Source organism: Mycobacterium sp. NGS59 (assembly GCF_059812345.1).
In genome coordinates this window covers 95,241-120,399 of sequence record NZ_JCALCN010000013.1, presented here as the reverse complement: position 1 = coordinate 120,399, position 25,159 = coordinate 95,241, and the positions used below count along the sequence as shown (strand labels likewise).

The following is a 25,159-nucleotide window of genomic DNA, read 5'->3' as shown; positions in this document are numbered from 1 at the left end:
TCCCGTCCCGGGTTACGGGTCTTCGTCGTCGTCGGGGATCAGGAGTTTCTCGGGGTGGTGGAATGTGTTTATTCTGGGTTGGCCGTGGTCGAGGTGGGGTGGTGGGATCCATTCAATGCGCCGCCATCAACAAACTATGTGTTTGCCCAGAGGCGACTTCTGCGCTGATATGGGAGTTAGCCTCCGTCGCATGACCAACCTGCGAAAACCTCTGACTACCCTCCTTGACGGCGCTCATCGAAAATCCCCAGGTGTGCTCGTTGAAATTCCCCACCTGTGAGCACCGGTCAGTGTAGTGGTTGGCGGGTGCCGGTGGTGGCTCGGCGGAGGGTTTCGGCGGCGGCGTGGTGGTCGCGTAGCCGGTAGGACTCGCCGTCGAGGTTGATGACCACGGAGCGGTGCAGGAGTCGGTCGAGCATCGCGGCGGCCACGGTGGTGTCGCCGAGGATTTCTCCCCAGGAGCCGACGCCGCGGTTGGTGGTGATCACGATGCTGGTTTTCAAATACCGTTGGGAGACAACCTGAAACAACGCTGATGCAGCTTCTGCCGGTAGCGGCAGATACCCGAGTTCGTCGATGACCAACAGTGTCGGCCCGGCGAAGAAGCGCATGGTGGTGGCCCAGCGTCCCTCGATGGCGGCGCGGTGGCACCGGGCGGCAAGATCTGCCGCGGTGGTGAAGTAGGTGCGATACCCGGCATGGGCTGCCGCTCTTGCTAATCCGACTGACAAGTGCGTCTTCCCCGTCCCCGGCGGGCCGATGAGCAGAATGTTGGTCGCCGATTCGAGGTAGTGGCAAGTGCCCAACTCATCGATGAGTGCGCGGTCGATGCCGGCGGCTGCGTCGACGTCGAAATCGTCGAGGGTGGCCGGGGTGGGCAGGCTGGCGAACCGCAGCCGTCCGGCCAGCCTTCGTGCGGTGCTGGCATCGACTTCGACGGCCAGCAGCTGTTCGATCGCCGTGGTGAGTGTGAGGCCTTCGGTGCTGGCACGCTCGAGCACGGCGGGTAGCGCTTCGGCGGCGGCGTGCAGTTTGAGTTCGGCCAGGTGCGAGCGCAGCTGCTGGTACCGGGAAGCTGGCGTCGACGACGACTTTGCGGTGGTGGCGACGGTCTTCGGGGTGCGCGCAGTGGGGGTCATTTGATGGTCCTTTTCTGGGCGGCCCGCTCATAGGCGGACAGGTCGATGACAGTGGAATCAGTTGATGGAGTTGACGATTCGGAAGGTCCAGCGTTGCCGTGTTTGTGTTGGAGTAGTTGTGCGGCAGCGGCTTTGGCGGCCGGTCCCGGTGGGATGCGTTCCTTGCGGCGGTGTGGACGCCCCGTGTTCGCGGTGGCCATCGCGGCGGTATCGAGGGCGATGACATGCCCGCTGTCACGGACCATCACTCCGAGGCCGTCGGCGGCCATTCGGTGCCGCGCGATCACGATCCCGCCGACGGTAGCGATGTCGCAGAACTGGTCTCCGACGGGATGACTCACCCTCACCTGGGTGGCGGCCAACTCCGGGGGCACCGAGTAGCGGTTGCCGCGGTAGGACACCAACGCCTGCCTTGAGGCGGTTCGGGTTTCTGACACGATCACCGGATACGGCACCGCCGGCACCGGACTCAGCGGTTCAGTTTTGGCTACCACCGCTACCGAGGATCGCCCGTCGGCGGTGGCCCGGATCCGGGTGTCGCCGCGCACCGCCGCGAAGCGGTCCACCCTGGCCTGCGCTGCCTCGACGGTCAGATCGTCGGCCAGGGTGCGCCACCAGCGTTGCGCGGCAGTGTGGTTAACCTTCTCCACGACACCTTTGCGGTTGCCGCGTCACGGCGGGCAGATCGCTATCGAGACGCCGTAATGCTTGGCTACCCCGGCGAAGGACGCGGTCACCCGGCCTGAGCCGGGATCGCAGACGGTGGCCATCCGGTCGAACCGCCTGACCCGGGTCAGGCCGCCCAGACCGCGGCAGATTTTGTCGATGGCGGCCACCAGGTGGGGTTGATCCATCGACGGTGACAGCACAGCCCGCCACTTCCCGGAATGGGCCAGCGAGCCGACCAACAGGAAGGCCTTCTTCCCCCAGCCCCACGATGCAGGTGGATCAGGCAATTCCAGCCAGTCCCATTGGGTTTCCTCGCCTGGCGGGTGCGCGATGATGGCGTTGGGCCGGTCGGTGGCGGTGCGGCAGGCCTCACAGTCCGGGCGCAGATTCCGGGTGCGGATGTTGCGGGTCAGACTCTGATACGACAGCCCGAAACCCAAGTCCTCCAATTCGTCGTAGAGGGTGCGGGCCCACAGATGCGGGTCCTCGACCAGTCGCGCCGACACGTAGTCGATGAACGAGTCGAACGGATCCGGCCCCGGCCTGGCCCGCACACCAGGCTCACCGTCGCTGGCCAGATACTTGCGGACCGTTTTGCGGTCGAAGCCGGTGTGACGGGAGATCGCTGAGATCGACCATCCACGTCTACGTAGGGCGTGTACTTCCATGTCGTCCTCCCATGTGAGCATGAGAAAGCGGGCCTCCTTCGACTGGAGCTACTGGCGTCAGACACCAGCAGCATCGAGGGAGGCCCGCCCTTCTCGGCGGAGCCACACGGGTGGGGAATTTCAATGAGCGTCAGTGGGGAATTTCAGCGAGCGCGGTCATCCTTGCGACCATAACCATCGGGGTCATACCTACCCTGGCCGTGCCTGCGCATGCCGATCCCGGCAGCGAGTACACCGACGGTCTTGCGAGCTCGATCTGTCAGCTGCTGGTGCAGCAGCACTGGACGCCCCAACGCGTGGTGGCCGAACTCGTCTCATCGTTCCCCCGCGAAATCGTCGCCAACGAGGCTGACGGCTGGAAGATGCTGAGATGGGCCGTCGCAGCTAAATGTCCTGGTGCTGCATGAAGCGCTACGGCCTGAAGTCCGCGGAATGAAGCCCGGCGGTCTCTTGCGCTGTAACAAGTCGGCTGCTGGACCGCCTAAGGGCCACCCCCACCCTTCTGTCGCCGCCATTGCTTTGGACGCAGCAGATCAACCCAATCGACAATGGTTATGCGTCGTGAAGGCGGGAGGTCGTTCCACACAAAGTACGGCGGATCGATGCGCGTGCTTTTCCCCTCGCTGCTGGGATCGGGATCGGCGTCCTCGTCGGTTTGGCCCCGTTGCGGAGGCACGATTCGCCCCGGTGAGGGTTCGGCCTCTGTGAGGGTGAGGTTGGCAAGAATTAAAGATTCGAAGTACTTAGACGTAGCTGTGGTAGGAGCGGAGTCCGCACCAGATTCTTCGTCGCCGCGCGGCGGACTCAGATTTGTTACCGAAACCACGGACGGATCAGCAGCCAATTCGGCAGTTTCCAGAATGCCCAAGATCTCCTGCTGCATAGTACGGAAGTCTTCTTCGTCAAACCCGGTGATAATTGGGAGTTCCCAGAAGGGTGGGGCATCGCTACCGTGATCGTCGAGCATTTCACGAATCCCCACGTCAAACATCCGCAGTGCTGTGAAGCTCAGATTCCAGCGCACGGTCGGAGTGTCACTGTCGCCTACTTTGGTCGCCAACAGCAATTCCCTGGGCGTAGGCGAACCCAACGCCTCCGTCAAGCGAACGTACGCCTGTTGCTGTGTCATGCTGCGCGGGCGGGGGTCTGGCCGGTTGTCGTACATCCATAGGGACAGGTAGTCATAGGCATGCTCGGTATAGCTTGTTTGGGCCAGAATATGGTCGCTGCCCACCGCTTGACCAAGCTCCCGACAGACTGTTTGAAGGAGCTGAGAATCCTGAACAGAGATATCGACGATGGCACCATCGCCCGACTTTGCCGCCGATACATAAAGCATGACGTCAATAGGTATAGCCACCGAGCGGGAATCACAAGTCAAATTTAGGCGGCTAACGTGTTCACTAGACCGATGATCAAGATTCTGACCACAGTGACCGCCGGGCTAGGTATCGCCCTCGCCACCGCTGCCCCGGCAGTTGCCGACGAGGCGGGCTTCATCAACTCCGTCAACGCCGTGGGTCACTACAGCACCGTCTACCCGAACGAGACGATCCAGGTGGGTTACCGGGTTTGCGGTGCCTTCCAGCGTGGCGGGAAGTCCGCCGCAATCCAGCAAGTGCTCACCGAGTACAACCGGGACGACTCGCCGAACCGGGCGTACTACGCCACTCTGTTCGCGCAGAGCGCGGCCACCGAGTTGTGCCCGCAACATGCAGGTGAGATCGGTCAGATCTGATGTAAGCACCTAGCGACGACAAAAGCCCCCAGTGGCCACTAGGGGTACTGGGGGCTTTTGCCATGCCTGCTCGGGCCTATCCGCCATTTCGTTCACATGCCACGCCATCCCCATTCCGGTCTAACGCAGGGTGATAGTCGATATCCCCTCGGGGAATGTTGGTCCTGCCATCCGCCCGCGCTTCGTCGCAGTTCGCGTAGTGGTGCGGCAGATTCGTAGCGGCTGGGGCGGAGGTAAAAGTGTTGGTGCTACGCGAAGGGAGAGGTCTCTGCGCTTCGTCAAGCCTGTAGCCGAGCAACACTATGACCACGGCCACGACCACCGAGATGACTGCTACAACAACGCGGGTCTGTTGCGGCGTGAACCGCCGCCGTGTGGGTTGGTCTTCATCGGCAGGCGGCTGAGTCACGTTATGGCCTGAAATCGGGGGCGATGAAGCCCGAGTCTCGGATCTCCCAAATCCGATCCTTGCTCACCCCATCGAAATTGATCTTGTCCAAAGTAGCCCGCTCATAAGTAACGTCGACGACGACTTCGGTCGAGGTGTTCCCGTATGTATCCGTCATTGGGAAGGTGCCTTGGACAGTCACCTGAGCAGCATTCGGGTACGTCGCCTTGGCATATTTAAGGATCTCAATCGTTTCGTATCGCGCGCCGTCCTTGATGAATCCTTTGGTGAAGTTGTCCTTAATGGCGAATTGCGCAGTGACGAGTTGACCTTCCGGCCCGTCCAGTGTCGTGAAGTTTGCGGCGGGCTTGGCGGGGCCAGTAGATGTCGGCGTTGCTATCGCGCTGCTCGGGGTAGTTGGGCCACTGTCGGCTTTATGGTCATTGCTGCTGCACTTACCGACCATCATCAGGAAAAGGATGATGCCGAGCACTGCTATCACTGCCTTCGGAGGCACGCGCGGTTTCGGTGGCTTGTTTGGGTGCTGGTATTGGCTAGTCCATTTGGTCCCGTCGAAGTACCGCTTCCCGCCAGCAACGGCGGGGTCCGGGTACCGGCCCGGACCAGCTTTCGGCGGTAGCGGCTGCGTAGGTGCCATCGCTCCATCCCGAAGGGTCGTTGGTGAAACCGGCAAGGGTGAGGCTATCGCTAAGCATGGAACGAAAAAAGCCCCCGGCTGCCGTCGAGGCACCGGCCGCTTTTTCGTCTTCTTATGTAGCAAGGTGGACCCATGACAAACCGGACTGCGGTTCCGCCGCTACCTGTTGAGATCGTCAACCACACTGACTGGTTGATTCAGTGGCTACCGGCGTTCTCGTCGGTGACTGTCGCACTCGTTGCATTCGGCGGGGTCCTTCTGTCTAACCGCAGGGCAGACAAGCGTGCCGTGCAAGACAGAGAGGATGCACGGCACCGGGCGTTTCTGGACTGGAAGCGTGAGCAGATCCTGCGCGTCGGGAGTGATGCGGTGGCGGCTGCAATGACCGCGACGGACACTTACCGCAAGTACTCCTATACAGGTCAAGAGGTAACGTACGAATTCTTCGTTCCGGCGGAAGAGGCATTGCGCCGAATGCAGATGGCCATATCCAGCTTTGAGTTATTGAAGGCCGAGGACGCCGCCCAGAGGTGCGTCCAGATGCGAGATGCGGTGCACGACACGGAAATGCTTGCGGCGGCAGACAAGTGTCGCGATGCTCGCCACAACGAGCCTGCCAGCCTGGCCGCCGCCGAAGCGAAATTCAAGGGATATAGACGCGCGCGCCCATCCGGCGGCGGCTTCGAGTTCTGCCACGGTGGTGGTAGCGATGATGGTGACCGGCAGGCCGCGGTGGCGGCCCAGTTCGCCGGAGGCCAGCAGTGCGCGTAGCCCGGGAGCCCGCATCCGCTAAGGGGTGGTGAACACATCAAAAGACAACGCGCACAAACGATCCACATCCGCATCGAGTGCGTCGAAGACCTCCACGATCTCTTCCCGCGTGCTCGTCGCCATACCTCAAATTCTAGGAACGGACACCGACAACTCCCCGGCCCCGACGACGCGCCTGTGGATAAACCTTCAACTGTGGACAAATCAACTTGGCCCGACCCGACACGACGCTGAAGTGCTTGCCGCACAGCGCATTTTCCTCGGACACGCTGCCTACGACGACTACTCGGCTTCGCATACTGGCGCACCTGCGCCGCATCACCTTTCGGTGAAAACACGGACACGGCCCGGCGTCACTTTGCTGCGACAGCCGATAAGTCGGGGTCCGCGAGCTAGTGTGCTGCGTGATCGGGAAGGGAAGCCGATTGACGTCGGGTGAGCCAACAAAGGAAACGCCGGAGAGCGGCAGTGCTCCGGCCAGAAGGCGCGCCGGTCGCTTCCTGTCCCGGATACGCTTCCGGGTGAGCATCCAGTCCAAGATCCTGGTGGCGCTGCTGCTTTCGTCCATATTGTCGGTCGCGGTCATCGGCCTCATCGGGGCGCTTTCCGGTCGCAGCGCTCTGCGCGAAGTCGAATCCGAGCGACTGATCGAACTGCGCGAATCCCAGAAGCGCCAGATCGAGGCATTGTTCGCCGAAGTGACGAACTCGCTGGACGTCTACAGCGGCGGCTTCAGCGTCAGCCAGGCTGTCATCGCGCTCACCGCCGGGTTCAACCAGCTGGCTACGTCGACCATCACCCCGGCGCAGCAGCAGGCGATCACCAACTACTACGACAACCAGATGATCAAACCGATCAAGCAGGTGACGGGCGAAGAGATCGATCTCAATGCGGTTCTGCCGAACACCAACGCGCAGAAGTACCTTCAGGCCCATTACACCGCCGTCCAGGCTCCGAACTCCGAGCCGCCACTGGACGCCGGTGACGGCAGCGCGTGGTCGGCAGCCAATGTCCGCTACGACTTCTACATGCGCGACATCGTCAACCGATTCGACTATCGGGATGCGCTGCTGTTCGACATGGACGGCAATGTCGTCTACTCCGTCAAGAAGGGCCCGGATCTCGGCACCAACATCCTGACCGGTCCTTACCGCGAATCCAACCTACGCGATGCATATCGAAAAGCGCTGCGCGCCAACGACGTTGAATATGTATGGATAACCGACTTCCAGGCTTACCAGCCGGCATTGGGAGCTCCGACGGCGTGGGCGGTCTCGCCGATCGGCATCGACGGCAAGGTCGACGGGGTCATGGCCTTGCCGCTGCCGATTGCCAAGATCAACAAGATCATGACCGCCGACAAAAAATGGCAGTCCGCCGGCATGGGTCCCGCGACCGAGACGTATCTGACCGGCACGGACGACTTGATGCGCTCGGACTCAAGGATTTTCCTGGAAGACCCGAAGGCATACCGCCGCGAGGTCATTGCCGCGGGGACCTCGTCGGAAATCCCGGATCGGGCGATGAAGCTGGGCGGCACCACATTGGTGCAGCCGATCAAGAGCGCCGGCGCGCGTGCCGCGCTACGTGGTGAGACCGGCGTCATGGTCGGCACTGATTACACCGGCAACCAAGAGTTGGAAGCGTTCGCGCCGCTGGACATCCCCAACTCCGATCTGCACTGGGCGATTCTGGCCACCCGTGACGATTCTGATGCGTTCGCGCGGTTGGGCCGGTTCAGCAAGACGCTGGCGGTCGCGGTCACCGCGATGATCTTCGTCATCAGTGTGGCTTCGATGCTGATCGCACAGGCCGCCGTTCGGCCGTTGCGGCGCCTGGAAGAAGGCACGCAAAAAATCAGCTCCGGCGACTACGAAGTCAACATCCCGATCACCTCCCGCGACGAAATCGCGGACCTCACTGGCGCTTTCAACGAGATGAGCCGCAACCTGGCGATCAAAGAGGAGCTGCTCAACGAGCAACGCAGAGAGAATGACCGGTTACTGCTGGCCCTGATGCCGGAGTCGGTGGTCCAGCGCTATCGCGAAGGCGGGACCACGGTCGCGCAGATGCACCAGGATGTCGCCATTGTCTTCGCCGATATCGTCGGCGTAGACGAGATTTCCAACGAGTTGTCCGGACAGGAACTGGTCGAGATCGTCGACGACCTGTTCCGTCAGTTCGACGCGGCCGCCGAAGCTCGTGGCGTGGAACGGATCCGGACGTTCCACAACGGCTATCTCGCCAGTTGCGGCGTGATCACACCACGACTCGACAGCATCCACCGCAGCATCGAGTTCGCGCTCGAAATGCGCCGCATCATCGATCGTTTCAACAACAAGAGCAGACACGTTCTCGGTCTGCGGGTCGGCATCAACACCGGAAACGTCGTCAGCGGGCTGGTCGGCCAGTCCGGCCTCGTCTACGACATGTGGGGCGCTGCAGTCAGCCTGGCCTACCAAATGCACAGCGGCGCACCACAACCGGGTATCTACGTGGCGGCGCAAGTGTATGAGGCGATGCGTGACACCCGCAATTTCACACCGGCGGGAACCATCCTGGTCGGCGGCGCCGAACAAACCATCTACCGGTTGGTGGAGCGGCAATGAACCCGCTGCACTCCTCGTGGTTCTACTGGGCTCTCGCGGTGGCGATCGGGTTCCCGGTCGGTCTGATCCTGTTGACCGAACTGCAGCATTCACTCGTCCGGCGCAGGAGCCGCCTGGCCCGGCAGGTCAGCATGCTGCGCAACTGGCTGCTGCCGCTCGGAGCGCTGTTGCTGCTGCTGGTCAAGGCATCACAGGTCCCGGCCGGTGACGTCCCGGTGCGCCTGCTCACGACCGTCTTCGGCTTCTTGGTCCTGGTGCTGTTGCTGTCCGGACTGAATGCGACGGTCTTCGAGGGGGCTCCCGAAGAAAGCTGGCGCAAACGTGTTCCGGCGATCTTCCTCGACGTCGGCCGCTTCGCGCTGATCGGTGTCGGCCTCGCGGTGATCTTGTCCTACATCTGGGGCGTTCGCGTCGGTGGGGTGTTCACCGCCCTGGGCATCACGTCGGTGGTCATCGGCCTGATGTTGCAGAACTCCGTCGGCCAGATCGTCTCGGGTCTGTTCATGCTCTTCGAGCAGCCCTTCCGGATCAACGACTGGCTGGACACCCAGACGGCCCGGGGACGCGTCATCGAGGTGAACTGGCGAGCGGTGCACATCCAGACCGGTAGCGGACTTCGGATCACGCCGAACTCGGTGCTGGCCGCCACGGCGTTCACCAACCTCAGCCGCCCGGCGGGCCCGCACAAGTGCACGATCACCACGACGTTCGCCGTTGAGGATCCGCCCGACAAAGTGTGCGCGATGCTGTCGACGGTGGCCGCCGCGCTGCCGCTGATGCGGCCCGGCAGCACGCCGGACTCGGTCGCGCTGGGTGGCGGTGAGTACCGGACGACGATCAGGGTCAGCTCGCCCGCCGACGAAGGAGCCACGCAATCGACGTTCCTGCGTTGGATCTGGTACGCGGCCCGTAGGGAAAAGCTCCACCTGGACGGCGCCCAAGACGACTTTTCGACGCCAGAACGGGTGACGGAGGCGTTGCGCACCGTGGTTGCGGACGAACTGCGACTCACTCTTGTCGACCAGCAGTTCCTCGCCCCGTACGCCAGGATCGTTCGGTACGGCGCCGACGAAGTCGTGCAGTATCCCGGGTCGGTCCCCACGGTGATGACGTTCCTGGTCGCCGGCAGCGTCCGACTGGTCGTGACCGACGACGACGGGGTCATGGTGCCGTTCTCGACCCTGGACGAGGGATCGTTCATCGGCATCACCGCGCTGACTCGGCAACCCAACGTCGCCGGTGCCTACGCCCTCGAGGAAGTGACCGCCCTGGAGATCGACCGCGAACATGTGGAAAAAATCGTGATGAACAAGCCGACGCTGCTACAGGATCTGGGTCGGCTCATCGATGAGCGGCAACGGAAGGCTCGGCGGGTGACCCGCCGCGAGGCGGTGAGCTGACCCGCCCGGTGGGGTGCCGGCAGAGCGGCAAAGCGCGGATGACTCCCCGCGAGCCAGTCCACCGACCCACGTTTGGACTTTTTCCACGAAAACCGTCGCGGTAGACAAGCCGTTGGAGTTACCGTTTGCCACATGGGTCGGCGACCAAGTCGCATGACCTGCTGTACGGGCTTCTATCCGAGCGGAGGTTGTTTGCCATGGTCCAATTCACCCGCGGGGCGAGAGTGTTCGTGATGGTCGCGGTTCTCGGTTGTGGAGCCGCCGTACCGGGGGTTGCGTCGGCCGCGCCAAGCAAATTGATGGGGATGCTGCCCGAGGGTTTCTCGTCGAGTAACTGCGAGGCGCAGACATCGACAGGACTCGCGGTCGAGAAGGTGAACTGCGACCAGAGCACCGTCGCAGGCGGTCCGACCGCGGCTTCGTTCGCGCTTTACCGAAGCGTCGACGACCTGGCGACGGGGTTCAGCAGCGCCAAGATCGATCTGGCATCGAGTTGTCCGGGTGATCAGCAGTCGCCGGGGCCGTGGACCAGCCAAGGTCAGGTCGGCGGGCAGGTTGAGTGCGGGACCGTCGTCGCCGGCAACGGCAAGGTCTCTGTCGTGGCCTGGTCGGACAACGCCAAGCTGCGGGCCGCCGCGGTCCAGGGCAACGACATCAGCAGCCTCTACCAATGGTGGAAGACCAAGTCCGGCTGAGCTGACCCGACCCGACTGAGCAGCGCTAAGCCCGATATCCTGGGCTGATGAGTCTGCCAGCTCCGGCGATGCCCGACCTGCGTCAAGAGGTGCACGACGCCGCTCGGCGTGCCCGGGTCGCCGCTCGCGTCCTGGCCGTGACGCCCACCGCGGTCAAGAACCGCGCACTGCACGCCGCAGCCGACGAGGTACTGGCCCGCGTCGACCAGATTCTGGCCGCCAACTCCGAAGACCTGAACGCCGCGCGGGAGGCCGGCACTCCGGCTGCCATGCTCGACCGGCTGGCGCTGAACCCACAGCGGGTCGACGGCATCGCTGCCGGGCTGCGGCAGGTGGCGGGTCTGCCCGATCCGGTCGGTGAGGTGCTGCGCGGGTCGACGCTGCCCAACGGTCTGCAACTGCGCCAGCAGCGGGTTCCGCTCGGCGTGGTCGGAATGATCTACGAGGGCCGTCCCAACGTCACCGTCGACGCCTTCGGGTTGACGCTCAAGTCCGGCAACGCCGCGCTGCTGCGGGGCAGCTCGTCAGCCGCCAGGTCCAATGAGGCACTGGTCACGGTCCTGCGCGGCGCCCTGGTCGCTCAGGACCTGCCCGCGGACGCCGTCCAGCTGTTGTCATCGGCAGACCGCGCCACCGTCACCCACCTGATCCAGGCGCGTGGCCTGGTGGACGTGGCGATCCCGCGCGGGGGAGCGGGACTGATCGAGGCGGTGGTACGCGACGCACAGATCCCGACCATCGAGACCGGGGTCGGCAACTGTCACGTCTATGTGCACGAAACCGCCGACCTCGACGTGGCCGAGCGGATCCTGCTGAACTCCAAGACCCGCCGGCCGTCCGTCTGCAACGCCGCGGAGACCCTGCTGGTGGACGCCGCGATCGCCGAGCATGCGCTGCCGCGACTGCTGAATGCGTTGCAGAGTGCGGGCGTCGCCGTCCATCTCGACGCCGACGACGACGACCTGCGCCGCGAATACCTCGCGATGGACATCGCGGTGGCGGTGGTCGACGGCGTCGACGGCGCCATCGCGCACATCGACGAGTTCGGCACCGGGCACACCGAAGCCATTGTGACCACGAACCTTGCTGCAGCACAGCGCTTTACCGCACAGGTTGATGCGGCCGCGGTGATGGTGAACGCGTCGACCGCGTTCACCGACGGCGAGCAGTTCGGTTTCGGCGCCGAAATCGGCATCTCCACCCAGAAGCTGCACGCCCGCGGCCCGATGGGGCTGCCGGAACTGACCTCGACCAAATGGATCGTGTGGGGTGACGGCCACACCCGTCCGGCCTGAACTGTATTTTTTTCGAAGGAGACCTCCGATGAGCGTGCCCGCGCGCCCCGTGCCGTTGTTCGCCGACATCGCCGACGTCTCGCGGCGGCTCGCCGAGACCGGCTACCTGCCCGACACCGCCACCGCCACGGCGGTGTTCCTGGCCGACCGACTGGGCAAGCCGTTGCTGGTCGAAGGCCCGGCAGGCGTCGGCAAGACCGAATTGGCCCGCGCGATCGCTCAGGCCACCGATTCCGGTCTGGTTCGGTTGCAGTGCTATGAGGGCGTCGACGAGGCCCGAGCGCTCTACGAGTGGAACCACGCCAAGCAGATCCTGCGCATCCAGGCCGGATCGGGCGACTGGGAAGCGACCAAGGACGACGTGTTCAGCGAAGAATTCCTGCTGCAGCGCCCGCTGCTGACCGCGATCCGGCGCACCGAGCCGACCGTGCTGTTGATCGACGAAACCGACAAGGCCGACATCGAAATCGAGGGTCTGCTGCTGGAGGTGCTCTCTGACTTCGCAGTCACCGTCCCAGAACTCGGCACGATCACCGCGACCCGGACGCCGTTGGTGGTGCTGACTTCCAATGCCACCCGTGAGCTGTCCGAGGCGCTCAAACGTCGTTGTCTGTTCCTGCACATCGACTTTCCGTCGCCAGATCTGGAACGCCGCATCCTGTTGTCCCGGGTGCCGGAGCTTCCGGAGCATCTGGCCGAGGAACTGGTGCGCATCATCGGAGTGCTGCGCGGCATGCAACTCAAGAAGGTGCCGTCGATCGCCGAGACCATCGACTGGGGACGGACGTTGCTCGCCCTGGGGCTGGACACCATCGACGACGCGGTCGTCGCCCAAACGCTCGGCGTCGTTCTCAAACATCAGTCCGACCAGCAGCGCGCGGCCGGAGAGTTAAGGCTCAACTGATGGCCACCCGACGCATCCGACCCAGCCGGCCGCTCGCCCCGCACGGGCTGCCCGGACATCTGGTCGGCTTCGTGGAAGCGCTTCGCGGCAGCGGGATTTCGGTCGGTCCGTCGGAGACGGTGGACGCCGGGCGGGTGATGGCCACGCTGGGTTTGGGCGATCGGAAGGTGCTGCGCGAGGGCCTGGCGTGCGCGGTGTTGCGGCGGCCGGAGCACCGGGACACCTACGACGCGATGTTCGACCTGTGGTTTCCCGCCGCGCTGGGTGCCCGCGCCGTCGTCATCGACGGTGACGGCGCCGAGGACCCCGACTCGCTGCCGCCCGACGACGTCGAGGCGATGCGCCAGATGCTGCTCGATTTGCTCACCGACAATCCCGAGCTCGCCGACATGGACGAGCGCCTCGTGCAGATGATCGCCCGGATCGTCGAGGCGTACGGGAAATACAGTTCCAGCCGCGGCCCGTCGTTCTCGTCGTATCAGGCCCTCAAGGCGATGGCGCTGGACGAACTCGAAGGCAAGCTGCTGGCCGGGTTGCTCGCCCCGTACGGCGACGAGCCCACGCCGACTCAAGAGCAGATCGCCAAAGCACTTGCCGCGCAACGTATCACACAGTTGCGCAAGATGGTGGATGCCGAGACCAAGCGACGCACCGCCGAGCAACTGGGCCGTGAGCATGTCCAGATGTACGGCATTCCACAGCTTTCCGAGAACGTCGAGTTCCTGCGCGCCTCCGGCGATCAACTACGCCAGATGCGCCGCGTGGTCGCTCCGCTGGCGCGCACGCTGGCCACCCGGTTGGCCGCCCGGCGGCGCCGGTCCCGCGCCGGATCGATCGACCTGCGCAAGACGCTGCGCAAGTCCATGTCCACCGGCGGCGTGCCGATCGACGTCGTACTGAAGAAGCCCCGCCCGGCCCGCCCGGAGTTGGTGGTGCTCTGCGATGTGTCCGGTTCGGTCGCCGGGTTCAGTCACTTCACCCTGCTGCTGGTTCACGCTCTGCGGCAACAGTTTTCGCGGGTAAGGGTGTTCGCCTTCATCGACACCACCGACGAGGTGACGCACATGTTCGGCCCCGAGGCCGACCTGGCGGTGGCGATCCAGCGGATCACCCGCGAAGCGGGGGTGTATGCCCGGGACGGCCACTCCGATTACGGCAACGCGTTCATCACGTTCCAGCAGGCCAACCCGAATGTGCTGTCGCCACGCAGTTCGCTGCTGATCCTCGGCGACGGGCGCACCAACTACCGCAACCCGGCCGTCGACGTGCTGGACGACATGGTGACCGCCGCGAGGCATGCGCACTGGCTCAATCCTGAACCCAAACACCTGTGGGGCAGCGGTGATTCGGCGGTGCCGCGCTATCAGGACGTGATCACCATGCACGAATGCCGGTCGGCCAAACAGCTGGCCGCGGTGATCGATCAGCTGCTGCCGGTTTAGCGGCAGCCGTCGGCCCTCAGTGTGAAATTCCCGACGCGTCGTCGGCGAGTCGCGTCGTGAGATTCACACCCGGCAATTGAGGCGGCAATTGACCCGGCAATTGAGCGCTAGGTGCGTCGAGCGTCACGCTAGCGTGACACTCGACGCCGAGCGTCACGCTAGCGTGACAGTCAGCGGGTCTTGCGGAAGACCAGCCAGCGCATCTCGATCGGGCTGTCCTCGCGTTCGACCGGGAACACGTCGAGACCGCTGACCCACGCGGCGTACCAACTGGTCTGCGGCCACGCGCCGGGCGGCAGGTGGGCCTGCTCGTACTCGTACACCGAATCGTCGGAGACCAGTTCCAGCGGTAGTCCGGCCGACGCGTCGGACACCTCTTGCCGCGAGAACATGCCGGTGTACGCCTGCTGGCCGAACTCGCGTGCGGCGTCGTCGATTTCGTAGCCGTGCCGCGGCAGGAAGGTGTTGAACACCAGTCGTGCGCCGGGCGCCAGGCAGTGCGCGGCCAATTCGAACAGGCCACGCAATTGGTCGGTGGTGCGGAAGTCTGGCACCACTTCGGACAGCAGGATCAGCTGGTAGTCCTGGCGCAGGTCGTCTTTGGTCTCGAAGACGTTGCGCACGATGATCCGCACATCGAGCCCGTCGCGCTGCGCCTCAGACCGGATGATCTCGGCGAATTTCGGGGTGAGCTCCACCACGTCGACGGGATGACCGCGGCGCGCGAGCGGCAGCGCGTTTCGACCGGTGCCGGCGCCGATGTCGAGTACCCGGTATGTGGTGGGGTCGGCGGCTTCGTTCGCCAATGCCCACACGCGGGCGTCGGGCTGGGTGCCGAACAGCGGTGGTTCGCGAGTGGCGACCCAGTTCTCGTACGACTCGGCCACGGTGAACCAGCGGGCATTGACCTGGTAGTGCAGGGTCGGGCCGACGGGGGCGTTGTAGGAGATGACGATATTGGAGCGTTGGGATATGGAGTACGCCTCTGCGAGTTGGCCTTCCAGGACCTTGCGCAGGTGCGCGAGTTCCTCGTCGTTGAACTGCCGGCCGACGCTGGCGAAGATGTTGCTGCACATCTCCACGTAATGGTCGAGCATGCTGGGTACGGCCGGAAGCGAGATCTCCCCGGTGACCACCGAGCGGCTGAAGAAACGCCGGGCCATGGCGTCCTTCCACTGTTGCGTCTGATCTACCGAGCCCGTCGTCGGAGTTTCCACAGACTCCTTCTACACGATCGACGGCGCGGGTGGACGGTATCGGGCCAAAAGGACGTTGATGGCGGTCGCCAGCGCGCGGCGCGAGCGGGAGCGGCTGCTCAAGTAAGCTGGCAAACCATGCAAAAGCAGGTGCGCAGGCTGGGGGTGATGGGCGGGACGTTCGATCCCATCCATTACGGACACCTGGTCGCGGCCAGCGAGGTCGCGCACCAGTTCGAGCTCGACGAGGTGGTGTTCGTGCCCAGCGGCCAGCCCTGGCAGAAGGAACGCGAAGTGTCCCCCGCTGAGGACCGCTATCTGATGACGGTGATCGCCACCGCCTCCAATCCGCGCTTTTCGGTGAGCCGGGTCGACATCGACCGCGGCGGCCCCACCTACACCAAGGACACACTGCGGGAACTGCGCGAGCTCAACCCGGATGCGGAGCTGTACTTCATCACCGGCGCCGATGCGCTGGCCACGATCCTGTCCTGGCAGAGCTGGGAGGAACTCTTCGAGCTCGCCCGGTTCGTCGGGGTCAACCGACCCGGTTACGAACTGCGCCACGACCACATCACCGGCGTCCTGAGCGACCTGCCCGCAGAAGCGTTGAGACTGTTCACGATTCCCGCGCTGGCGATCTCGTCGACCGACTGCCGGCAACGTGCCGCGCAGCGTCGACCGCTGTGGTACCTGATGCCCGACGGGGTCGTGCAGTACGTGTCCAAGCGCCGGCTGTATCGCCAGCCTGCGGCGAGCGTGGCCGCCGGGAACAGCGCATGACCGCGAACCAGGAAGCCATCGACATGGCCACGGTCGCCGCGGCCGCCGCGGCATCCAAACTCGCCGACGACGTGATCGTGATCGACGTCTCCGGGCAGCTGGTGATCACCGACTGCTTCGTGATCGCCTCGGCATCCAACGAACGGCAGGTCAACGCGATCGTCGACGAGGTCGAGGAGAAGATGCGCCGGGCCGGTTACAAACCGGCGCGCCGCGAAGGTGCCCGCGAAGGCCGCTGGACGCTGCTGGACTACCGCGACATCGTCGTGCACATCCAGCACCAGGACGACCGCAACTTCTATGCGCTGGACCGGCTGTGGAGCGACTGCCCGGTGATCCCGGTGGACCTGGACGGCGAGCCCGATGAGGCGGGCACGCCGTGAGGGCGCGCCGGCTGGTGATGTTGCGTCACGGGCAGACCGATTACAACCTGGGCAGCCGGATGCAAGGTCAGCTCGAGACTGATCTGAGCGAGCTGGGCCGCGCCCAAGCGGTTGCCGCGGCCGAGGTGCTGGGCAAATTGCAGCCAGCACTGATCGTGTCGTCGGATCTGCGCCGCGCCTACGACACCGCGGTCAGGCTGGGGGAGCGCACGGGTCTGCCGGTGCGGGTGGACCCGCGGCTGCGGGAGACACACCTGGGTGACTGGCAGGGTATGACCCACGCGCAGATCGACGCCGAGCTGCCGGGCGCCCGATTGGCCTGGCGCGAGGACGCCAGCTGGGCACCGCACGGCGGCGAGAGCAGGGTCGACGTGGCAGCCCGGAGCCTGCCGCTGGTCGCCGAACTGTTGGTCGATGAGCCCGAATGGGGTGCCCCGAGCCAGCCGGAGCGGCCGATCGTGCTGGTGGCGCACGGCGGATTGATCGCCGCACTGTCGGCCGCGCTGTTGGGTCTGCCGGTCGCCAACTGGCCGGTCCTGGGTGGTTTGGGCAATTGCAGCTGGGTGCAGCTCAGTGGTCACTCCGACGACGATGTCGGATTCGGGGCAGGGTTGGACGAGATCCGCTGGCGGCTGGACGTGTGGAACGCTTCGGCGCAGGTTTCCGACGATGTCCTCTGACCACCGGCCCACGTTGCTGATCTTCGCCGACTCGCTGTCCTACTACGGTCCCACCGGCGGGCTGCCCGCCGACGACCCGCGTATCTGGCCCAATATCGTTGCAGCGCAGCTAGATTGGGATGTCGAACTGATCGGCCGGATCGGCTGGACCTGCCGGGACGTGTGGTGGGCGGCGACCCAGGACCCGCGGTCATGGGCGGCGCTGCCCAGGGCCGGTGCGGTGATCTTCGCGACCAGCGGCATGGATTCGTTGCCGTCGGTGTGGCCGACCGCGCTGCGCGAGCTCATCCGCTACGTGCGGCCGCCGTGGCTGCGGCGCTGGGTGCGCGACGGCTACGGGTGGTTGCAGCCGAGGCTGTCGCCGGTCGCCAGGTCAGCACTGCCGCCGCACCTGTCCGCGGAATACTTGGAAATGACCCGTGGCGCAATCGATTTCAACCGACCCGGTATTCCGGTGGTCGCGTCGCTGCCGTCGGTGCACATCGCCGAGACGTACGGCAAGGCACACCACGGCCGCGCGGGCACGGTTGCAGCGATCACCGAATGGGCGCAACAGCATGACGTTCCGCTGGTGGATCTCAAGGCCGCTGTCGCCGACGAGGTGCTCAACGGGCGCGGCAATCCCGACGGCATCCACTGGAACTTCGAGGCCCACCGGGCGGTCGCGGAGTTGATGCTCAAAGCGCTGGCCGAAGCGGGCGTGCCGAGCGAGAAAACCCGCTGACATGCCGGTCGTGGTAGTCACCGACAGCGCGGCGCGGCTACCGGCCGAGGTGCGCGACAAGTGGGCGATACGCGAAGTGCCGCTGCATATCCTGCTCGACGGCGCCGATCTGCGCGACGGCGTCGACGAGGTCCCCGACGACATCCACAAGCGCCACGCCACCACCGCTGCCGCCACCCCCGCCGAGCTGTGCGCGGCTTATCGGGAGGCGTTGGCGGCCAGTGACGGCGATGGCGTTGTGGCAGTCCATATCTCGTCGGATCTGTCCGGGACCTGCCGTGCCGCCGAGTTGAGCGCTGAGGAGTTCGGCTCGGCGGTCAGGGTCGTCGATTCCAGGTCGACGGCGATGGGGACCGGTTTCATCGCGTTGGCCGCTGCCCGGGCGGCGGCCACCGGTGTCGATCTGGATGCCGTCACCGCCGCCGCGGCCGGGGCGGTGGACCGCACGCACGCGTTCATGATCGTGCAGCGACTGGACAACCTGCGCCGCAGTGGACGCATCGGTGGCGCCAAGGCGTGGCTGGGCACGGCGTTGGCACTCAAGCCGCTGCTGCACGTCGACGCCGGAAAACTCGTTCTGGCACAACGAATCCGCACCGCCAAGGGGGCTGTCACCGCGCTGGTCGACCAGGTCTGCGAGGTGGTGGGGGAGCGCGCGGCGTCGCTGGCGGTGCTGCACGTCGCCAATCCCGACGGCGCACGCGAAGTGGCGGCGATGCTGGCCGACCGGCTACCGGCGGCGGAGCCGGCGATCGTCACACCACTGGGTCCAGTGCTGGCGGTGCATGTCGGTGCGGGTGCGCTGGCGGTGTGTCTGCAACTGGCCGAATAGATTTCGCGTCAGATCTGCCGGACGAACACCGTCGTACCCACCGCGTCGTTGTTCCAGATGTAGATGGGCAGTTGTGAGAACGGGTAGGACCCGGTGTTGAAGACGTAGAAATTATTGGGCGTCGCCGACGCGACGACGAACGGGCTGTGGGCCGCGGTGACCGTCTGCGTGTAGAGGGGCACACCGTTGATCGTGGAGACGGTGATGACTGTCCCGGCCGGCAGGTGGTTGCCGACCGCCAGGCCCGGCACCAATGACTGTGGGATCGCGCCCAGCTCGCCCCCGGAATCGATGAATGCGCCCACGGTTTGCGGCAATTCGTTGTTGATCTGCACCTGCACAACGGTTCTCGGGGCACCGTCCATCTCGACCAGCGGGGGCAGCGGATTGGGCCCGAACTCCAGCAGACCGCGGGGCAGATTGATCAGCACGCCCTGATTCATGTTGGCCGGCAAGGCGGCGTTCACGGGGCTGCTGAACGGGAAGTCGTTGTTGGGGCCCACGCCGAGATAGGCCGGCAGCGACGAAACCGGGATCGGGTTTGCAGGAGTGCCGACATACGCCGAGGTGGCGACGCCGACAGTCGTTGGCGCGGTGACGATTCCGTTCCCGAAGTTCACTGTCGTCTGATACGTCTGGTAGCTGACGAAGACGGTCCCACCGTACGTGACATTGCCGGAGGAGATGGGCGTACCAAGCTTGGTCAGATCGACGAATTGCGGCGGTACCACCAGACCGCTGGCGCCGGAGTCGACGGTGACGGGCACACTCGGTCCGCCGCCGACCGAGATGTTCACGATCGGGCTGCCCCACTGGCCGGGATGGATCAGCGTCTGGTTCGGCCCCAGCGCGGTGCTGATTCCGGCGGTGCCGGGCAGTCCCAGCAACCCGCCGCGACCGCCCGCCCCGCCCACGCCGCCCGGCCCACTGGCTCCGCCGGTGCCGCCGATACCGATCAGACCGGCGGACCCGCCGTCGCCACCCGGCATGCCGCCGTAGAGGTTGCGTCCGCCGGTGCCGCCGTTGCCCAACAACAGACCGCCGGCGCCGCCGTCGCCGCCGGCCGCCCCGTATCGGACGCTGACGCCGCCGGTGCCGCCGTTGCCGAACAACCACCCGCCGGGCCCGCCTGGGGTTCCCACGCCTTGTGCGTCGGTGTATCCGTTCGCGCCGTCGCCGAACAGCTGGCGTCCGGTGATCTGCAGGATGGGGTCGTTGACGAAGTGCGACGCGCTGGCGACCAGGTGATTGGCAACGGCGATCTCGGCGTCCGCGTAAGCACGTGCGGTTTCCAGCAGCCTGAGCACGACCTGCTCGTAGGACGTGGCGAACTGCCCGGCCGCCGCCTGGTACTGCCGCCCGTGCTCGGTGAAGAACGTCGCCGCCGCGGCCGAGATCTCGTCGGCGCCGGCGGCCACCAGGCCGGTGGTGGGAACGACCGCCGCGGCGTTGACTGAATGCAGCGACGAACCGATGCGTTCCAAAACAGTTGTCGCCGAACCGAATTGGTCAGGAGAAACCAGCAGAAATGACATGCCCGGCCTCCTCGTCGCGTCAATCACTCAAGAGAGTAACCGGCAACGGCTTACTTGGTGTGCCGAATAGCGCAGCTAGGCCCGCCGGGCATGTACCAGAGCGTTGTCCCCGCGCGGGTGCACCACCATGGGCCACCAGAACCACCGCCCGAGCAGCGTGGCGATCGACGGCATCAACAACGTGCGCACGATCAGGGTGTCGAGCAGCAGACCGATGCACACCGTCGACCCGAACTGACCCAGCACCCGCAGGTCGCTGCCCAGCATCGAGGCCATGGTGAACGCGAAGACCAGACCCGCCGCGGTCACCACACCACCGGTTCCGGCCATCGACCGGATGATCCCGGTTTTGAGCCCGGCGTGGATCTCTTCTTTGAACCGGGACACCAGCAACAGGTTGTAATCGGACCCGACGGCCAACAGGATGATGACCGACAACGCCATCACGATCCAGTGGATCTTGATGCCGAACAGGTCCTGCCAGATCAGCACCGACAACCCGAAGGACGCGGCGATCGAACTGGCCGCGGTGCCCACGATCACCATCGCCGCCACCACGCTGCGAGTGAGCAGCAGCATGATCATGAAGATCAGCGTCAGCGCCGACACCACCGCGATCATCAGGTCGTATTTGGCGCCGTCGTGCATGTCCTTGAATGTCGCGGCGGTGCCGCCGAGGTATACCTTGGCGTCGGACAGCGACGACTGCTTGAGTCCTTCCTGTGCAGCGGTCCGCTCGGCTTCGACGCGCGAAATCCCTTCCGGGGTCATCGGATCGCCCTGGTGGGTGATGAAGAACCGCGCCGACTTCCCGTCCGGCGACAGGAACATCCGCAGGCCGGTCTGGAAGTCCGGGTTGTCGAACGCCTCCGGCGGCAGGTAGAACATGTCGTCGTTCTTGGACTGGTCGAAACTCTGCCCCATCACCACCGCGGTATCGCTCAACGACTTCATCTGGTCCAGCATCGCGGAGAAGGTGGCCTGCATGGTCAGCGTGAGCGCCTTCGTCGTCTTCATCGTCGTGATCATCGGCGGAATCAGCACCAACATCTGGTGCGTGGCCGCGGCGGTGCGCTGAATGTCCTTGGTGAGTTCGTCGAACTGCCCGGCCAGCTGGTCGAATCCGTCCAACGACTCGAACAGCGAGCGCAACGACCAGCAGATCGGAATGTCGAAACAGTGCTTCTCCCAATAGAAGTAGCTGCGGATCGGGCGCCAGAAATCGTCGAAATCGGCGATGTGGTCACGCAACCGGTTGGTGATCTCGGCGGTCTCGGCCGTGGTCCTCGCGCTGTCGTCGGCGGCGCTGGAAAGCTCCTGCGTCACTTTGTACATGCGCTCCATGGTCTCGATCATGAACTGCATCTGGTCGGCCATCTTGGTGATGTCGGCCATCCGGTCCTGCAGGAAAGCCATGTTCTGCATGGTGGTCTGGCTTTGCATGCTGTTCTGAAAAGGTATGGAGCTGTGCTGGATTGGAATGCCCAACGGCCGGGTGATGTCCTGGACCATGGCGATTCCGACCGTGCGCATGACGTTCTTGGCCACTCGGTCCAGCACCAGCATGTCGGCCGGATTGCGCATGTCGTGGTTGGCTTCGACCATCAGCATGTCGGGATTCATCCGGGCCTCGGAGAAGTGCCGGTTGGCAGCTTCTTGTCCCTGATTGGACGGGGCCGAGGTCGGCAGGTAGAAGCGGTCGTTGTAGCTCGTGACAAAGCTCGGCAGCGCGACCATGCCGATCAGCACGATCGCGGTACTGACCGCCAAAATCGGTGCGGGCCAACGCACCACCGCGGTGCCGACCCGCCGCCACAGCCGTCCTTGCCCGGTGGCGCGCTTGGACTCGAACAGGTGCAGCTTGCTGCCCACGAGCACCACTGCGGGGCCCAGCGTCACACCGGCCAGCACCACCACCAGCATCCCGATCGCCACCGGCCAACCCATGGTGTTGAACCACGGCAGCCGGGTAAAGCTCAGGCAATAGGTGGCCCCCGCGATCGTCAGGCCCGACCCCAGCACCACCGGCGCAACCCCGCGAAAGGTCGTGTAGTAGGCGGTTTCCCGGTCCTCGCCGGCGCGTAGCGCTTCCTGATACCGGCCCACCAGAAAGATCCCGTAGTCGGTGCCGGCGGCGATCGCCAGCATGGTGAGGATGTTGGCCGCGAACGTGGTGAGCCCGAAGGCGTTGTTGTACGCCAGCACCGCGACGACTCCGCGCGCCGAAGCCAGCGCGATGAACGTCATGAACAGCTGGATCAGTGTGGTGACGATCGAGCGATAGACCAGCAGCAGCATGATGGCGATCGCGCCCAGGGTGAACAGGGTGATCTTGGCCAGGCTGGCGTTGCCGATCACGTGCATGTCGTCGCTGAGCGCGGCCGGGCCGGTGACGTAAACCTTCAGCCCGGGTGGTGCCGGATTCTTGTCGATGACCTTGCGCACCGCTTCGACCGAATCGTTGGCCTCGGTGGTGCCCTGGTTGCCGGCCAGGTTCAGCATCACGTAAGCGCCCTTGGCGTCGGCGCTTTGGGCTCCGGCGGCCGTCAGCCGGTCGCCCCAGAAGTCCTGGATGTGCTGGACGTGCTTGGGCTGCTCGCGCAGTTGGCGGATCAGGTTGTCGTAGTAGTCGTGCGCCGGCTGACCCAGCGGCGCATCGCCTTCCAGGACGATCATGACCGTGCTGTTGGAGTCGAACTCCTTGAAGTTGTGTCCCAGCCGCATCATCGCCTGCATGGACGGCGCGTCCAACGGGGTCATCGGTGCGGAATGCTGCTCGCCGACGACCTCCAGGGAGGGGACGGCGACGTTCACCAGCACCGTGACGAACACCCAGGCCAGGATGATCGGAATCGCGAAGATGCGGATGAAGTGGGGGATAGCGGGCCGGTGTGGTCGTTCGGCGGGCGGCGGGGCCTCGGCGGGCTGCACAGCGATCGGGCCGGTGGTCGCGTCCCGCGTGTCTTCTGCGCCGCTCATGCGGACTTGACCAGGCAGAAGGTCTGCGGGTTGACGCCGCCAGACTTCTTCTCTTCCTTGACGATTCCGTCGACCGTGATGCGGCAGCCGACGTTGCTGCCGTCGGACTGGGCCATGATGTTGGCGCTTACCGAAGGCAACGTCGTGGAGATCGTGACCGACCACGGCAGTGCTGCCGAGTTCACCTGGTGGGTGTTGGCGTCGGCGTCCCAGTAGTTGATGTTCGCGGTGGCCCCGGACGACCCGAAGATTTCGTAGACCACGACTTTAGGGTTGAACTGCACGATCTCTATCCCGGCACCGGCATTCGCGTTGAGGTCCTCGGAGCCGAAGACCTTGTGCAAGCGCGACACGACCAGACCCGCGACGGCGAGGACAACCACCAGAACCAGCGGTATCCAGATTCGTTTGAGCAGGCGGGTTGCGGTGCCCGTGACCGAACCATTCCTCATCGTCACTGCCTTTCGCACGCCGATACTGGGGTTGCAACACCCAATCGGAGAGCTTGCTTCCCACCCACCCGTCGGCGGCGCGGAAATCTTTGCTCGGCTAAGTACCCTAACCCTTAGTGCACGGAAGCGTTCCTCGGGGTGACCGCAATGTGCCGGACGACACAGTCTCAGCGCGCCAGGCGACCGGTGACCGGCGGAAGGTCGGCCAGCGTCACGATGCCCGGACGAGCGGCGACCACCGCCGGGACCGCGTTGGTCACCGGCATGGCGGTGTAGATCATGCCCAGGCCCATGAACCCTGGTTCCTTCCAGTCCCGGGGCGGCAGGCAGTGCAGGACGGTGCGCATGTTGGGCAGGCCGAACACCTGGATGACATGTCCGTGCTCGAGCGGTTTGGGCGGGACGACGTGATCGCCCATGGTCCAGTTGAATCCGACGCTGACGACGTTGCGGTCACCCTCCCAGCCGCGGTGGTAGCCGTGCACGCCGGCGACGGTTCCCGCCGGGATCGTCATGAAGCCCAGGTCGGAGTCGCCGGTGGCGGCGGTGAAGGTGACGTCGAAAGTCATCCGGTCCAGTCGCGCGCCGATCGCGTCGGCCATCATGGCCGCGGACTCGGCGAACACCTCGCTTTCCCGCCGCACGCTCTCGGCCAGTCCGGGGGTGTCGGGCGACTGCGAGAAGCCCATGGCTGTTTGGGTTTCCGCCGATTCGTAGGTCGAGCAATCCACCGATTCGGTGATCCGGATCTCGTCGACGCGCTCGCAGGCACCGCTGAGCACCATGCCGACCATGTTCGTCATACCGGGGTGCGCGCCGCTGCCGAAGATCGTGGAGTTGCCTTTCGCGCAGGCCGCCAGAATGCGTTCGCGGTCCTGCGGTGTCTGCTTGCCGCCGGTGATCCAGGCCGCGCTGGAACATACGTTGACCCCGGACTCCAACAGCCGCACCAGCTCATCGATGTTGGGCCACAACGGGTTATAGCAACACGCGTCGGCACCCAACGCGATCAGCGCGTCGACGTCACTGGTGGCGTGCACACCCGTCGGCTCCGGCCAGCCGGCCAGATCGGCGGCGTCGAGACCGACCTTGTCAGCACCGTGCGCATACACCCCGACCAGTTCCATGTCCGGCCGTCCGATGATCGCGTGCAGCGACCGTCGCCCGATGTTGCCGGTGGTCCACTGGATGACCCGCAGCCGACGGTCGGCGCTCATCG

The 25,159-nt window shown here is 64.9% G+C and carries 22 protein-coding genes and 4 pseudogenes; 13 read left to right on the top strand and 13 right to left on the bottom strand.

Going from position 1 to position 25,159, the window contains the following annotated elements:
- Positions 1-12: 12 nt before the first annotated feature.
- From AC5Y46_RS16070 to AC5Y46_RS16060, 3 genes and pseudogenes are all read right to left on the bottom strand, one after another.
- Positions 13-114, bottom strand: a pseudogene (locus AC5Y46_RS16070) (hypothetical protein); the annotation flags it as partial.
- 173 nt (positions 115-287) lie between these two features.
- Entirely contained in the window at positions 288-1,139 is an 852-nt protein-coding gene (istB, locus tag AC5Y46_RS16065) for an IS21-like element helper ATPase IstB (RefSeq protein WP_499992125.1), read from the bottom strand.
- A pseudogene (locus AC5Y46_RS16060) lies at positions 1,136-2,497 on the bottom strand (IS21/IS408/IS1162 family transposase). Before AC5Y46_RS16060 ends, istB begins: the two are co-directional and overlap by 4 nt.
- Before the next feature lie 89 nt (positions 2,498-2,586).
- On the opposite strand from AC5Y46_RS16060, the gene AC5Y46_RS16055 reads away from it, so the two are divergent.
- Positions 2,587-2,883 carry a hypothetical protein gene (locus tag AC5Y46_RS16055; RefSeq protein ID WP_499992124.1) on the top strand — a complete coding sequence of 99 codons (297 nt, stop codon included), beginning with the start codon at positions 2,587-2,589 and terminating at the stop codon, positions 2,881-2,883.
- 74 nt (positions 2,884-2,957) lie between these two features.
- Here the strand turns inward: AC5Y46_RS16055 and AC5Y46_RS16050 are convergent, their stop codons facing one another.
- A complete protein-coding gene (locus AC5Y46_RS16050; protein WP_499992123.1) occupies positions 2,958-3,815 on the bottom strand; it encodes a hypothetical protein in 858 nt (285 codons plus the stop codon).
- Between the two features lie 72 nt (positions 3,816-3,887).
- Between AC5Y46_RS16050 and AC5Y46_RS16045 the strand changes: the two genes are divergently transcribed.
- Positions 3,888-4,214 carry a DUF732 domain-containing protein gene (locus tag AC5Y46_RS16045; RefSeq protein ID WP_499992122.1) on the top strand — a complete coding sequence of 109 codons (327 nt, stop codon included), beginning with the start codon at positions 3,888-3,890 and terminating at the stop codon, positions 4,212-4,214.
- A 76-nt stretch (positions 4,215-4,290) separates the two neighbouring features.
- Here the strand turns inward: AC5Y46_RS16045 and AC5Y46_RS16040 are convergent, their stop codons facing one another.
- The 4 genes and pseudogenes from AC5Y46_RS16040 to AC5Y46_RS16025 form a co-directional block, all read right to left on the bottom strand.
- On the bottom strand, positions 4,291-4,515 hold the full coding sequence (locus AC5Y46_RS16040) for an excalibur calcium-binding domain-containing protein (protein ID WP_499992160.1): 225 nt from the start codon (positions 4,513-4,515) through the stop codon (positions 4,291-4,293).
- A 109-nt stretch (positions 4,516-4,624) separates the two neighbouring features.
- Positions 4,625-5,095: a DUF2510 domain-containing protein gene (locus AC5Y46_RS16035; RefSeq protein WP_499992158.1), complete on the bottom strand. Its 471-nt coding sequence runs from the start codon at positions 5,093-5,095 to the stop codon at positions 4,625-4,627.
- Positions 5,096-5,137: 42 nt separating this feature from the next.
- Positions 5,138-5,260: pseudogene (locus AC5Y46_RS16030) on the bottom strand (DUF2510 domain-containing protein); the annotation flags it as partial.
- Positions 5,261-5,929: 669 nt separating this feature from the next.
- Positions 5,930-6,034: pseudogene (locus AC5Y46_RS16025) on the bottom strand (DUF222 domain-containing protein); the annotation flags it as partial.
- Positions 6,035-6,456: 422 nt separating this feature from the next.
- Here AC5Y46_RS16025 and AC5Y46_RS16020 point away from each other — a divergent pair.
- The 6 genes from AC5Y46_RS16020 to AC5Y46_RS15995 all read left to right on the top strand — a co-directional run bounded on the left by AC5Y46_RS16020 (position 6,457) and on the right by AC5Y46_RS15995 (position 14,376).
- A complete protein-coding gene (locus tag AC5Y46_RS16020) occupies positions 6,457-8,640 on the top strand; it encodes an adenylate/guanylate cyclase domain-containing protein (protein WP_499992120.1) in 2,184 nt (727 codons plus the stop codon).
- Complete coding sequence (locus AC5Y46_RS16015) at positions 8,637-10,040, top strand: mechanosensitive ion channel domain-containing protein (RefSeq protein ID WP_499992118.1); 1,404 nt, start codon at positions 8,637-8,639, stop codon at positions 10,038-10,040. The genes AC5Y46_RS16020 and AC5Y46_RS16015 overlap by 4 nt, the downstream gene beginning before the upstream one ends.
- 197 nt (positions 10,041-10,237) lie before the next feature.
- Positions 10,238-10,735, top strand: coding sequence for a hypothetical protein (locus tag AC5Y46_RS16010; protein ID WP_499992116.1), 498 nt, complete (start codon positions 10,238-10,240; stop codon positions 10,733-10,735).
- 47 nt (positions 10,736-10,782) lie between these two features.
- Entirely contained in the window at positions 10,783-12,030 is a 1,248-nt protein-coding gene (locus AC5Y46_RS16005; protein ID WP_499992114.1) for a glutamate-5-semialdehyde dehydrogenase, read from the top strand.
- 28 nt (positions 12,031-12,058) lie between these two features.
- Positions 12,059-12,934: an AAA family ATPase gene (locus AC5Y46_RS16000; protein WP_499945159.1), complete on the top strand. Its 876-nt coding sequence runs from the start codon at positions 12,059-12,061 to the stop codon at positions 12,932-12,934.
- A complete protein-coding gene (locus tag AC5Y46_RS15995) occupies positions 12,934-14,376 on the top strand; it encodes a vWA domain-containing protein (protein WP_499992113.1) in 1,443 nt (480 codons plus the stop codon). Before AC5Y46_RS16000 ends, AC5Y46_RS15995 begins: the two co-directional genes overlap by 1 nt.
- A 170-nt stretch (positions 14,377-14,546) precedes the next feature.
- Here the strand turns inward: AC5Y46_RS15995 and AC5Y46_RS15990 are convergent, their stop codons facing one another.
- Entirely contained in the window at positions 14,547-15,539 is a 993-nt protein-coding gene (locus tag AC5Y46_RS15990) for a class I SAM-dependent methyltransferase (RefSeq protein WP_499945280.1), read from the bottom strand.
- Between the two features lie 171 nt (positions 15,540-15,710).
- Between AC5Y46_RS15990 and nadD the strand changes: the two genes are divergently transcribed.
- From nadD to AC5Y46_RS15965, 5 genes are read left to right on the top strand one after another with little or no spacing between them, the layout of a single operon-like run.
- Positions 15,711-16,355 (top strand): nicotinate-nucleotide adenylyltransferase, encoded by a 645-nt coding sequence (gene nadD, locus AC5Y46_RS15985; protein ID WP_499945161.1) that lies wholly within the window; start codon positions 15,711-15,713, stop codon positions 16,353-16,355.
- Positions 16,352-16,738, top strand: coding sequence for a ribosome silencing factor (gene rsfS, locus AC5Y46_RS15980; RefSeq protein ID WP_499945162.1), 387 nt, complete (start codon positions 16,352-16,354; stop codon positions 16,736-16,738). The genes nadD and rsfS overlap by 4 nt, the downstream gene beginning before the upstream one ends.
- Positions 16,735-17,418 (top strand): glucosyl-3-phosphoglycerate phosphatase, encoded by a 684-nt coding sequence (gpgP, locus tag AC5Y46_RS15975; protein ID WP_499945163.1) that lies wholly within the window; start codon positions 16,735-16,737, stop codon positions 17,416-17,418. The genes rsfS and gpgP overlap by 4 nt, the downstream gene beginning before the upstream one ends.
- Positions 17,408-18,142 (top strand): diglucosylglycerate octanoyltransferase, encoded by a 735-nt coding sequence (gene octT, locus AC5Y46_RS15970; RefSeq protein ID WP_499945165.1) that lies wholly within the window; start codon positions 17,408-17,410, stop codon positions 18,140-18,142. The genes gpgP and octT overlap by 11 nt, the downstream gene beginning before the upstream one ends.
- Position 18,143: 1 nt before the next feature.
- Positions 18,144-18,974: a DegV family protein gene (locus AC5Y46_RS15965; protein WP_499945166.1), complete on the top strand. Its 831-nt coding sequence runs from the start codon at positions 18,144-18,146 to the stop codon at positions 18,972-18,974.
- Between the two features lie 8 nt (positions 18,975-18,982).
- Here the strand turns inward: AC5Y46_RS15965 and AC5Y46_RS15960 are convergent, their stop codons facing one another.
- The 4 genes from AC5Y46_RS15960 to AC5Y46_RS15945 all read right to left on the bottom strand — a co-directional run bounded on the left by AC5Y46_RS15960 (position 18,983) and on the right by AC5Y46_RS15945 (position 25,157).
- Entirely contained in the window at positions 18,983-20,509 is a 1,527-nt protein-coding gene (locus AC5Y46_RS15960) for a PecA family PE domain-processing aspartic protease (protein ID WP_499945167.1), read from the bottom strand.
- 75 nt (positions 20,510-20,584) lie between these two features.
- Positions 20,585-23,488, bottom strand: a complete 2,904-nt coding sequence (locus AC5Y46_RS15955) for an MMPL/RND family transporter (protein ID WP_499992110.1) — start codon at positions 23,486-23,488, stop codon at positions 20,585-20,587.
- Positions 23,485-23,940: an MmpS family transport accessory protein gene (locus AC5Y46_RS15950; protein WP_499992109.1), complete on the bottom strand. Its 456-nt coding sequence runs from the start codon at positions 23,938-23,940 to the stop codon at positions 23,485-23,487. The genes AC5Y46_RS15955 and AC5Y46_RS15950 overlap by 4 nt, the downstream gene beginning before the upstream one ends.
- Before the next feature lie 167 nt (positions 23,941-24,107).
- On the bottom strand, positions 24,108-25,157 hold the full coding sequence (locus AC5Y46_RS15945; protein ID WP_499992108.1) for an NAD(P)H-dependent amine dehydrogenase family protein: 1,050 nt from the start codon (positions 25,155-25,157) through the stop codon (positions 24,108-24,110).
- Positions 25,158-25,159: the final 2 nt, after the last annotated feature.

Bases quoted from the DNA above. Each gene is read 5' to 3' on its own strand.
- AC5Y46_RS15960 (WP_499945167.1), bottom strand. From the start codon at position 20,509: ATGTCATTTCTGCTGGTTTCTCCTGACCAATTCGGTTCGGCGACAACT.
- AC5Y46_RS16005 (WP_499992114.1), top strand. From the start codon at position 10,783: ATGAGTCTGCCAGCTCCGGCGATGCCCGACCTGCGTCAAGAGGTGCAC.
- AC5Y46_RS15945 (WP_499992108.1), bottom strand. From the start codon at position 25,157: ATGAGCGCCGACCGTCGGCTGCGGGTCATCCAGTGGACCACCGGCAAC.
- AC5Y46_RS15955 (WP_499992110.1), bottom strand. From the start codon at position 23,488: ATGAGCGGCGCAGAAGACACGCGGGACGCGACCACCGGCCCGATCGCT.
- AC5Y46_RS15995 (WP_499992113.1), top strand. From the start codon at position 12,934: ATGGCCACCCGACGCATCCGACCCAGCCGGCCGCTCGCCCCGCACGGG.
- AC5Y46_RS16045 (WP_499992122.1), top strand. From the start codon at position 3,888: ATGATCAAGATTCTGACCACAGTGACCGCCGGGCTAGGTATCGCCCTC.
- AC5Y46_RS15990 (WP_499945280.1), bottom strand. From the start codon at position 15,539: ATGGCCCGGCGTTTCTTCAGCCGCTCGGTGGTCACCGGGGAGATCTCG.
- AC5Y46_RS15965 (WP_499945166.1), top strand. From the start codon at position 18,144: ATGCCGGTCGTGGTAGTCACCGACAGCGCGGCGCGGCTACCGGCCGAG.
- AC5Y46_RS16010 (WP_499992116.1), top strand. From the start codon at position 10,238: ATGGTCCAATTCACCCGCGGGGCGAGAGTGTTCGTGATGGTCGCGGTT.
- istB (WP_499992125.1), bottom strand. From the start codon at position 1,139: ATGACCCCCACTGCGCGCACCCCGAAGACCGTCGCCACCACCGCAAAG.
- AC5Y46_RS16015 (WP_499992118.1), top strand. From the start codon at position 8,637: ATGAACCCGCTGCACTCCTCGTGGTTCTACTGGGCTCTCGCGGTGGCG.
- AC5Y46_RS15950 (WP_499992109.1), bottom strand. From the start codon at position 23,940: ATGAGGAATGGTTCGGTCACGGGCACCGCAACCCGCCTGCTCAAACGA.
- AC5Y46_RS16000 (WP_499945159.1), top strand. From the start codon at position 12,059: ATGAGCGTGCCCGCGCGCCCCGTGCCGTTGTTCGCCGACATCGCCGAC.
- nadD (WP_499945161.1), top strand. From the start codon at position 15,711: ATGCAAAAGCAGGTGCGCAGGCTGGGGGTGATGGGCGGGACGTTCGAT.
- octT (WP_499945165.1), top strand. From the start codon at position 17,408: ATGTCCTCTGACCACCGGCCCACGTTGCTGATCTTCGCCGACTCGCTG.
- rsfS (WP_499945162.1), top strand. From the start codon at position 16,352: ATGACCGCGAACCAGGAAGCCATCGACATGGCCACGGTCGCCGCGGCC.
- AC5Y46_RS16050 (WP_499992123.1), bottom strand. From the start codon at position 3,815: ATGCTTTATGTATCGGCGGCAAAGTCGGGCGATGGTGCCATCGTCGAT.